The organism is Bradyrhizobium genomosp. III, from assembly GCF_000261705.1.
In the GTDB taxonomy this organism is placed as follows: Bacteria; Pseudomonadota; Alphaproteobacteria; order Rhizobiales; family Xanthobacteraceae; genus Bradyrhizobium; species Bradyrhizobium ottawaense.
Genome location: NZ_AJQF01000261.1, coordinates 1 through 7991 on the forward strand (window position 1 = coordinate 1; position 7991 = coordinate 7991).

At 65.1% G+C, this 7991-nt stretch carries 11 protein-coding genes and 1 pseudogene; 6 read left to right on the plus strand and 6 right to left on the minus strand.

The window, feature by feature from the left end:
• The coding region (locus IC66_RS0122435) for a DEAD/DEAH box helicase (RefSeq protein WP_038949115.1) at positions 1–2051 on the minus strand (2051 nt) is incomplete at its 3' end.
• Positions 2052–2842: 791 nt separating this feature from the next.
• Here IC66_RS0122435 and IC66_RS0122440 point away from each other — a divergent pair.
• Together IC66_RS0122440 and IC66_RS0122445 are read left to right on the plus strand one after the other, a co-directional pair.
• Entirely contained in the window at positions 2843–3082 is a 240-nt protein-coding gene (locus IC66_RS0122440; RefSeq protein WP_028144534.1) for a hypothetical protein, read from the plus strand.
• A 159-nt stretch (positions 3083–3241) separates the two neighbouring features.
• On the plus strand, positions 3242–3526 hold the full coding sequence (locus tag IC66_RS0122445; protein ID WP_028144533.1) for a hypothetical protein: 285 nt from the start codon (positions 3242–3244) through the stop codon (positions 3524–3526).
• Position 3527: 1 nt separating this feature from the next.
• Here the strand turns inward: IC66_RS0122445 and IC66_RS0122450 are convergent, their stop codons facing one another.
• Together IC66_RS0122450 and IC66_RS0122455 are read right to left on the minus strand one after the other, a co-directional pair.
• Positions 3528–3920, minus strand: coding sequence for an NUDIX hydrolase (locus IC66_RS0122450; RefSeq protein ID WP_018317944.1), 393 nt, complete (start codon positions 3918–3920; stop codon positions 3528–3530).
• Positions 3921–4061: 141 nt separating this feature from the next.
• On the minus strand, positions 4062–5141 hold the full coding sequence (locus tag IC66_RS0122455; protein WP_370092373.1) for an AI-2E family transporter: 1080 nt from the start codon (positions 5139–5141) through the stop codon (positions 4062–4064).
• A gap of 150 nt (positions 5142–5291) precedes the next feature.
• Between IC66_RS0122455 and IC66_RS46370 the strand changes: the two genes are divergently transcribed.
• From IC66_RS46370 to IC66_RS0122470, 3 genes are all read left to right on the plus strand, one after another.
• On the plus strand, positions 5292–5504 hold the full coding sequence (locus IC66_RS46370) for a hypothetical protein (protein WP_028144531.1): 213 nt from the start codon (positions 5292–5294) through the stop codon (positions 5502–5504).
• A gap of 151 nt (positions 5505–5655) precedes the next feature.
• A complete protein-coding gene (locus tag IC66_RS0122465; protein ID WP_028144530.1) occupies positions 5656–5883 on the plus strand; it encodes a hypothetical protein in 228 nt (75 codons plus the stop codon).
• Positions 5884–6021: 138 nt separating this feature from the next.
• Positions 6022–6324 carry a hypothetical protein gene (locus tag IC66_RS0122470; RefSeq protein WP_018317940.1) on the plus strand — a complete coding sequence of 101 codons (303 nt, stop codon included), beginning with the start codon at positions 6022–6024 and terminating at the stop codon, positions 6322–6324.
• 27 nt (positions 6325–6351) lie between these two features.
• Here the strand turns inward: IC66_RS0122470 and IC66_RS0122475 are convergent, their stop codons facing one another.
• The 3 genes from IC66_RS0122475 to IC66_RS0122485 form a co-directional block, all read right to left on the minus strand.
• On the minus strand, positions 6352–6672 hold the full coding sequence (locus IC66_RS0122475) for a hypothetical protein (protein ID WP_038949116.1): 321 nt from the start codon (positions 6670–6672) through the stop codon (positions 6352–6354).
• A 161-nt stretch (positions 6673–6833) separates the two neighbouring features.
• Complete coding sequence (locus IC66_RS0122480; protein ID WP_038949117.1) at positions 6834–7052, minus strand: hypothetical protein; 219 nt, start codon at positions 7050–7052, stop codon at positions 6834–6836.
• Between the two features lie 339 nt (positions 7053–7391).
• Positions 7392–7676, minus strand: coding sequence for a hypothetical protein (locus tag IC66_RS0122485; RefSeq protein WP_038949118.1), 285 nt, complete (start codon positions 7674–7676; stop codon positions 7392–7394).
• A 187-nt stretch (positions 7677–7863) separates the two neighbouring features.
• Between IC66_RS0122485 and IC66_RS0122490 the strand changes: the two are divergent.
• Positions 7864–7991: pseudogene (locus IC66_RS0122490) on the plus strand (formyltransferase family protein); the annotation flags it as partial.

Below are 7991 nucleotides of genomic sequence, written 5' to 3' on the forward strand. Positions count from 1 at the left end.
AGGTCGCGGAAGCCGGCCAGGCCCGCGGCAAGCGTGCGCGGGATCGGCGTCGCGCTCATCATCAGCACATGGACATTCTTGGCGAGGCCGGACAGCTTGGCCTTCTCGGCCGCGCCGAAATGCTGCTCCTCGTCGATGATGACGAGGCCGAGATCGTCGAACCTGACGTCCTTGCCACCGAGCGCCTGCGTGCCGATCACAACCTTGATCCGGCCGCTGCGCAGTCCCTCCTTGGTCTCGCGCAGCTCCGCGCCCGAGGTTGCCCGCGACAGATTTCCCACCTCGATGCCGAACGGTGCAAATCGCTTCTGGAACGTTGCGACATGCTGCCGTGCCAGCACGGTCGTCGGCACCGCGATCGCCACCTGCTTGCCCGACAGCACGACGGCGGCGGCCGCACGCAGCGCCACCTCGGTCTTGCCAAAGCCGACGTCGCCGCAGATCACCCGGTCCATCGGGTGACCGGACGCAAGATCGTCCAGCACGTCGGCTATCGCCTTGGCCTGGTCGGTCGTCGTGAAGTAAGGGAAACGCGCGACGAACTTCTCGTAGGCCGAGCCCGGCGGAACCAGCTTGTCGCCGCGCCGCTTGCGGCGCTGGCTGATGTGCTTGGCCAGCGCCTTGCCTGCCACCTGGATTTCGCGCTCGGCCTCGCCGCGGCGGGCCCACCACGTGCTGCCGTCCGCCTTGTCGAGCGAGAGCTTGCCGAGCTCGGCCGCGTAGGGCCACATCAGGGCCAGATCGGGCGGCGGCACCAGCACCGCATTGTCGCCGGCGAACTTCAGGCGGATCATCTCCCGCATTGCGCCGCCGCCGGTGTTCACGGTCTGCAGGCCGTCGAGCACGCCGAGGCCGCGCTGGAGATGGACGACCACCGTACCCTGCTCGGGCACGTCGGCATGGTCGAAGGCCGCGCTCCAGGCGCGCGCCATCGGCTGCGGATGATGCGCCCGGCTGCCGAGCACGTCGGACGCCGTCACGACGACGAGAGGCTTCTTCCCCGGCATGACGAAACCGGCATCGAGATCGGCCAGCAGCGCTGCCTCGCCGCTCCGCCCGCGCGCCGCGTCGTCCCAATCTTCGCAGCGCGGCGCCTTGAGGCCGCTCATCCGCTCCATCACGCGCAGATCGTCCTCATGCGCTGCGGCGAGGATCAGTCGCGATCCGGCCCGGCGCGTCTCCTCGACGAAGGCACGCAGCGCCTTCCGGGAGGAGGTCAATTTCGAAAACTCCGGGATGGTCTGGAAGGACGACGCGCGCGGCAACACCTTCATCCCCCGGGAGAGCTGCTTCCAGTCGCGCCGTCCGAGATATTCGCGCTCACGTTCCGCACGCGGCGCGGCCTCCTCGATCGTGTCAAACCAGCCCTCGGCATGCATCGGCACGCCGGCATCGGCAATCCATTTGGCGCGTCCGCAATAGTCGAACAGGTTCGCGCGCTTGCCGCGTTTGCCGGCAAGGCCAAGCCGCTCCGACATGGGATCGACGACAAGCTCCTTGGTCTCGAAGATGATCCTGTGCTCGTTCGGATCGAACGCCACGATCCGCCTGATCGCGCGATCCGAATGCTCGATCCGGAACGGCCCCAGCGCGCCGGCGGGAAAAATCTCGAAGGTCTGGCCGTGAAACAGCGCCCCACCCGGATAATCCGGCTCGTCATCGAGATCGTATCCGAGGGCTTCAAGGCGCGTCTCAAGATCCTGTTCGGAGAACGTGCCGCCCACCTTCAGGCTCACGCTCAGGCGCGACAGGCTCGCCGGCAGCGGCAGTCGCTCCATCACGGCTTCCGCCGTCGAGACGAGAAAGAGCGGCTTCTTGGATTTTGCAAGGCGCCTCAGAACGGAAGCTCTGCGCCCCGCCAGCTCGTGCGACGGCTCGAGCTGATCGAACGGCAGAGTGTTCAAGCGCGGAAATACCAGCACCTCACAGGAGGGGTCGAGCGCGTGAATGACACTGCCGAGCCGCTCCGCCCTGTTCTCGCTCTCGGCGAGAAAAACGATGCCGCTGCGTCCGGACTGCGTCCATTGGGCAAGCAGATGGAGTGCCAGCACGCCGAGCGGCGAAGAGGACGAGATCGCAGTTCGCTGCGCATCTTTGCTCTTCCTTGGCAGCGCCTTGCGTGGCGACGTCTTGTTCGCCGTTGTCTTGTTCGGTGACGTCTTGTGCGGTGACGCCTTCTTCGGCGGCGTCTTGGCCACCCGCGCCTTTTTGGTAAGCCTCACTTGAATCCGTTTCTGGTCGTAAGCCGTCGTCAACTGAACGCCAGCCGCCCTCATTCCGATTCGGCGACTTCTCGCCTTGCATATGGGATTTGCCCGATGAACGCACGCCTGGTGGCAACGTTCGGCGCGGCGCCGCGATCCCGACAATTTGGCTGTTGATCGAGCTCGGGCCGGAACTAGCGCGGCGCGAGATCTGCGTCTGTCGATGCGACGCTTGGCGCGATTGTAAACATTCTGCGCCCGGAGAGAAACGAAAAACCCCAGCGCTTGGAGCCACGCTGGGGCGTTTCGAGCAAAATGAACTGGTCAAGCAATGACGTCTTCATAGCAGCGATTTCACCCCGCGCTTGTGAACTGGTTCACATGTTGCGGCAAACAAACGACCCCGGTGAACCGAGGTCGCCAACCTTTGTGGGGAAGGTTTTCTCGCGGCCCGGGGGCTTTGGGGACTTAGGGATGGGCCGCGAGCCTGGATTCGACGCCTGCAGCGCCCAGTCGTTCCAAAGCCGCCGCTGGAGGTTCGCCCGCGCGGCCAATCGCGCCGGAACGGGGTACCGCGCTCCCCCGGTTTGAGCACGCCCCCGCCGCGCGCTAGGATGCCTTCTTTTACGGAGGCTCATTTGAAACCAATCTTTTTCATTGCCGCCATTGCACTGCTTGCGACGGCTCCCGCCCGCTCACAGCCGCTGGTCGATCCCAACAAGGTTGCTCCCGAATTCCGCGAGGCGGCCGAGAAGCGCCGGGCCGAGCAGTTGCGCCAGCGCGAATGCGCGCTGAAGGCGGATCTCGAGAAAGTGCTGCCCAGGGATCGCACCGCCTTTCTCAACCAGTGCCTGGACACGATGGCGGCCAAGCAATAGCGGCTGACCGTTTTCCAACCGGCCTCTTCCGCCGCCGGCCGCGGCCGATGGCGCTTGCCCGCGCGATCCGCGAGCATCCGACCACGAAGGCATTCAAGCTTTCTTCAGACATTTGGGATCATATGACGATCCATTTCCCAAAATCATTGTTGTCCGCGCATGAGTTCGGTCCAGATTCAGTGCACGCGGTGCAAGAACGTGTTTCGCGATCGCGCCGGGCGGTTGCAGGACGGCTATTCCAGACAATGTCCGAGCTGCGAAGTGGTGCTGTTCTTCGCCGAGGATTCCCAGCATCCCTTCGTCAAGCGCGCGATGCGCGATGCGCGCAAGGTCCGCAAGGAGATGCGCGAGGCCGAGGCCGCGAAGCTGGCGGCGCCCGAACCGCAGGGGCAGCAGTCGAGGAGGTTCGCCGGACGAACACGATCGGCGGGACGCGAGGACTAGCTCACCGCCGCCTCTGCTTCCTCGGAAACAGGCGGTCGCGGATATAGCGCGAGGTCGGCGTCAGACGGATGCCGCGCGGCTTCTGCCAGGCGGCGCGGTCGATCTCCTTCTTGTCGCCGATCGCCAGCCTGCCTTTAGCCGTCTTGGCAATGAAGATCGCGTCGCTCATCTTGCGACCGGAGCGCTTGTTCCTCGCCGTCACTTCCTTCCAGAGGCTGATCCTGCCGAGCTTCAGCTTGGGCAGCTCCTCCCTGATCTCCCGCCGCAGGCAGTCCTTGTCGGACTCGCGCGCGCGCTTGCGGCCGCCCGGGAACATCCAAAGGCCGTCCGACCGGCGTCTGACCAACAAGACCTTGCCGCGCCGCGCGGCAACCAGTTTGGAAGACTTCGCCATTGCTGCCGTCATTGAAACCAGAATCGTCCCGATCGTAACTTGTCTAGTCGAACAGACAAGTTCCCGGCACGTTTTGATCACAGGCCGCGATCCCTCGGGTCCTGGCGGCACGGCGGAAAGATCGCGCCGATCGAGGCAAGATCAGCCCTCGGCCGCTCCCGCCCGATCCTCGGTCCTGATCCAGGCCATCATCATCTCCCAGGCCACCGACAGGATGATCGGCCCGATGAACAGGCCGACGATGCCGTGGGCCAGCGTGCCGCCGATGACGCCGACGAAGATCACGATAGTGGGCGTGGTCAGGCCGCGCCCCATCACGAGCGGCTTCAACATGGTGTCGAGGAAGCCGACCACGACGAGAAACACGGTGAGCAGCAGCGCCGTGGTGACATCCTTGGCGGTCCAGATCCAGATGATGACAGGCAGCAGCACGAGGAAGGCGCCGATCTGCACGATCGAGAGCAGCAGCACGATGAAGGCGAGAAGGCCGGCGCTCGGCACCGCGGCGAGCTTGAAGCCGATGCCGGCGAGCAGCGCCTGCACGATCGCGACGCCGATCACCCCCTGCGCCACGGCGCGGATGGTCGCACCCGCGAGCGACAGGAAATGCTCGGTCTGCTCGGGCACGATGCGAAACAGGAAACCGCGGCTGGCCGCGACCAGCCGCGGCCCATGTGGAAACAAAAAGCCGGCCACGAACACCGACACCAGGAACTGGAGCGTGCCGACGCCGGCATCGCCCGCGAGCGAAAGCAGCGGGCCCGCCAACGGCTGGAGATACGGCGCCACCTCGCGTACCACCGCGCGGACGTTGGTGTAGGCCTGGTCCCAGAGTTCGTAGAGCAAGGGGCCGACCAGCGGCCACGATTTGAGCTGCTCGGGCGCGGCCTGAAGCGCCAGATCGCCGGTGCCGAGCTGATGCGCCAGCTCACGCACGCCGTCCACCGCGCTGATGCCAAGCCAGGTGGCCGGGCCAATGACGATACCGAGCGTGATCAGGGTCAGGATCACTGCTGCGGTCTTGGGCCGGCCGCCGAGGATTTTTGCGACCCAGCTGAAGGCCGGATAGAACGCGACCGCGAGCACGCCGCTCCAGGCCAGGATCGGCACGAACGGGCGGATGATCAGGAAGGTCCAGATGATCAGCAGGGCGAGCAGGCCGAGCCGGATCACGAGCTGGATGACATCCTCTCCCGTCAGGAGCTGACGGAGACTTTTCACGGGCACTGCTTTCCTTGCGGCATGAACGCAACTTCCGGTGCTTGCGAGGTCCAGCCGTTATTGCCAGCAACGCATCCGGCGTCAAGGCGACTGGAACTGCTCGGGGCCACGATTAGGAACACATCGGGGCCATCCCGCATTCGAAAGGCGATGACAGACCCTCCCGGAGAATCCGATGCACGCGCGGGAATGCACCGCGGCATCCGCTATTCCCTGAGGCCGAACGCCGCGCCGGGCTATTGGCAATATGCCTATGCGATCGGCGCCAGGGTCCGCTCCGGACGGGTGCAAGGCAGGCTGCGGCAGCTCGCGGTCAGGCGGGTGCAGATGCGCATCGACCGGGATATGCGAAGCGACAGCTGATCCGGCTGCGAGGTCGCGCCGATCTCGCATGGCCCGCGGCGGCGGCCGGGCGTGGCTAACGCCCGTTAACCGGATTTCCCTGCCCTGGTTTACGCCGCTGCAAACGCCCATGACTACCGTGGGTCGAGGTCAACAAAAAGCATTCCGTCAAATGGCCAACAGCATCTGGACGATCGAAGAATTCACCTGTGCGGGTTGCGGCATGAACTACACCGCGACCAGGGAAGAGCACAGCGAAGCCCACACCGGCAGCTTCAAATGCAGCATCTGCAGCGGTGTGGTGCACGCCTGGTCCGGCAAGCATCATTTTTTCGGCTGGCAGGCGGTGAAGACACGGCCGCCCGTGTTCGGCAGGCGCTGGGCCGACGTCGAGTGGTAGGCAGTCCACGGCGCTGTGATTGCGCCGCGCCGGTCATCCTGGACGGACCGGGATCGGCCGAATTGCACCGGAACCGTTTGGACTCCGTTCACCGATCGCCGCTAGATCAGGACGGATCCTCCGCGCCGAACAGCAGACATGGCCGATCTCAACGCCGTCCTTACCAGGCTCAACGACCGCCTGCTCCGCCTCGAGGGCGAGCTGTTCGTGCTGCGCTCGCTGGCGCGCGCGACGCTGACGGCGGGCGACGACCATGCGGCGCGGATGCGCAAGCTGGTCGAAGCCGCAAAGATCGCGCTCGACGACGAGGCCAAGCGCCCCCTCGACAAGCCGACACGCAAATATGTCGATGCAGCCACCGCGCTGGTGGAGGAATTGCTGGTCGAGCCGACCCCGGCTCGGCCGCTGTTCACGGTGATCGACGGCGGCCGGCGCGACTGAGCGCGCCCGCCTCAGCTCGGCGATCGATTACCGCCCGTACATGCCGGGCGCGCGTGCGCCGTTCGGAAAGCACTGTCCGCGCGAATAGTTGTAATCGTAGCCGTGCGGACAGAGGCCGCCGCCGCGTTGGCGTCCGTAGTATTCGTGCGGCCCGGGATTCCGCGTGTAGACACCCGGCGCATGATAATCGTTGGGGTAGCAGCGGCCGTTCGAGTGGTTGAAATCATAGCCGTCCGGGCATCGTCCGCCCGGAGCAGCCCTGAACTGAACTTGCTCCACCATGGGCTCCGGCGATGCCGCAGGCACGGTTGCAAAGGCAAGCAGGCCGGCCAGCGCAAGCTCGATCATGACGTCTCCTCCAAATCACGGGGACAAGCCTAGCAGGATTCGTGTCCCACGAAACAACCCGGGGATTGAGACATGGCCGGCCTGAACCATGCATGAACCGGCCTCCGACTGCGACGATGCGTCGTCCCCACGCCACGCGAGAGCCCGCCTCGCCGCCCCCGCTAGACCGGGCTGGAATTTTCCGCCTTGAGCCGGTTGAGGCCGGCCTCGATGATCGCGATCTCCTCGTCGATCTGGCCGATCGGCAGGCTGAAATCATAGCCGGACCTGCTCTTCAGATCGACCGCGAGCCGCTGCCTGTGCATCATCAGCTCGTCGAGCCCGCGCCGGTTCTTCAGCCGCACATAGCTGTCGACGATCTGCTCAATTGCGCTCGGCATGAAATCTGTCCCGGCGAAAAAGGCCCGCGCGGCGCACAAAGGCCGGCGGGACATTTTCGGTGTCGCGGTACGCAATACAAATCCGCGACGGATTCGTCGATACGCCAGGCTGGTTGAGATCGTGTTACCATTCGATGATTTCGTGATGGGTGGCACGAAAAGGCCGCTGGCGAATACGCCAGCGGCCAAAGCCGGGTTCGAAAACGGATGCGGGTTGAAATGTCGCCAGCCCCGGTGGGCGCATGTCTAGCAGCCGGCCGCGAATACCTCTGTTAAAAACCAAACACAGGAACCGGTTTTATCGCCTCCTTGCCGGCCTGTCGTGGCCGCGCGGCAACGCTAGTCCGTGACGCAGAAATAGGTGCGCGGATATCTGCGATAGGCGCCGTAGCGATAATACGGCCGGTAGGCATAGCCGCGATAGAGCGCCGGCGGCTCCTCACCGTAATAGGCACCGTGATAGAAGTTGGTGACCGTCCCTCCGGCGCAACGATAGGCGTCCCAGGTCGGCCCCACGAACGGCGCGACCCCGGTCTCCGGCGGCACGGCCGGGTACGGCCCGCCGGCATGAGCCGGAGGGGCTACGATCAGTGTCGCGAAAAGGAAAAGCCAGGCGCCTCGCATGCACTCGCTCCCGAGCCGTGCAATGCAGGTATGGAGCACTGGAACGGCCGCCTGCGCAATCGCGAAATGCATCGCGTCCCGCGCCGGCACATTGTTGATAACCGGCGCAAACGCTGCGCGGGTGGTGACAGGGCGTCCGGACGTGTTATCGGGGGATGACGCAGTTGCGAGACCGGATCGGACACCCATGCGCATTACCCTCGTCGGCTCCCGCCATTTCGGCGTGACCACCCTGAACATGCTCCGGGAGCACGGCGTCTCGGTCGTCCGGGTCGTCGTCGCCGATGCCGAGGATCGGCTCGCCGCGACCGCCAA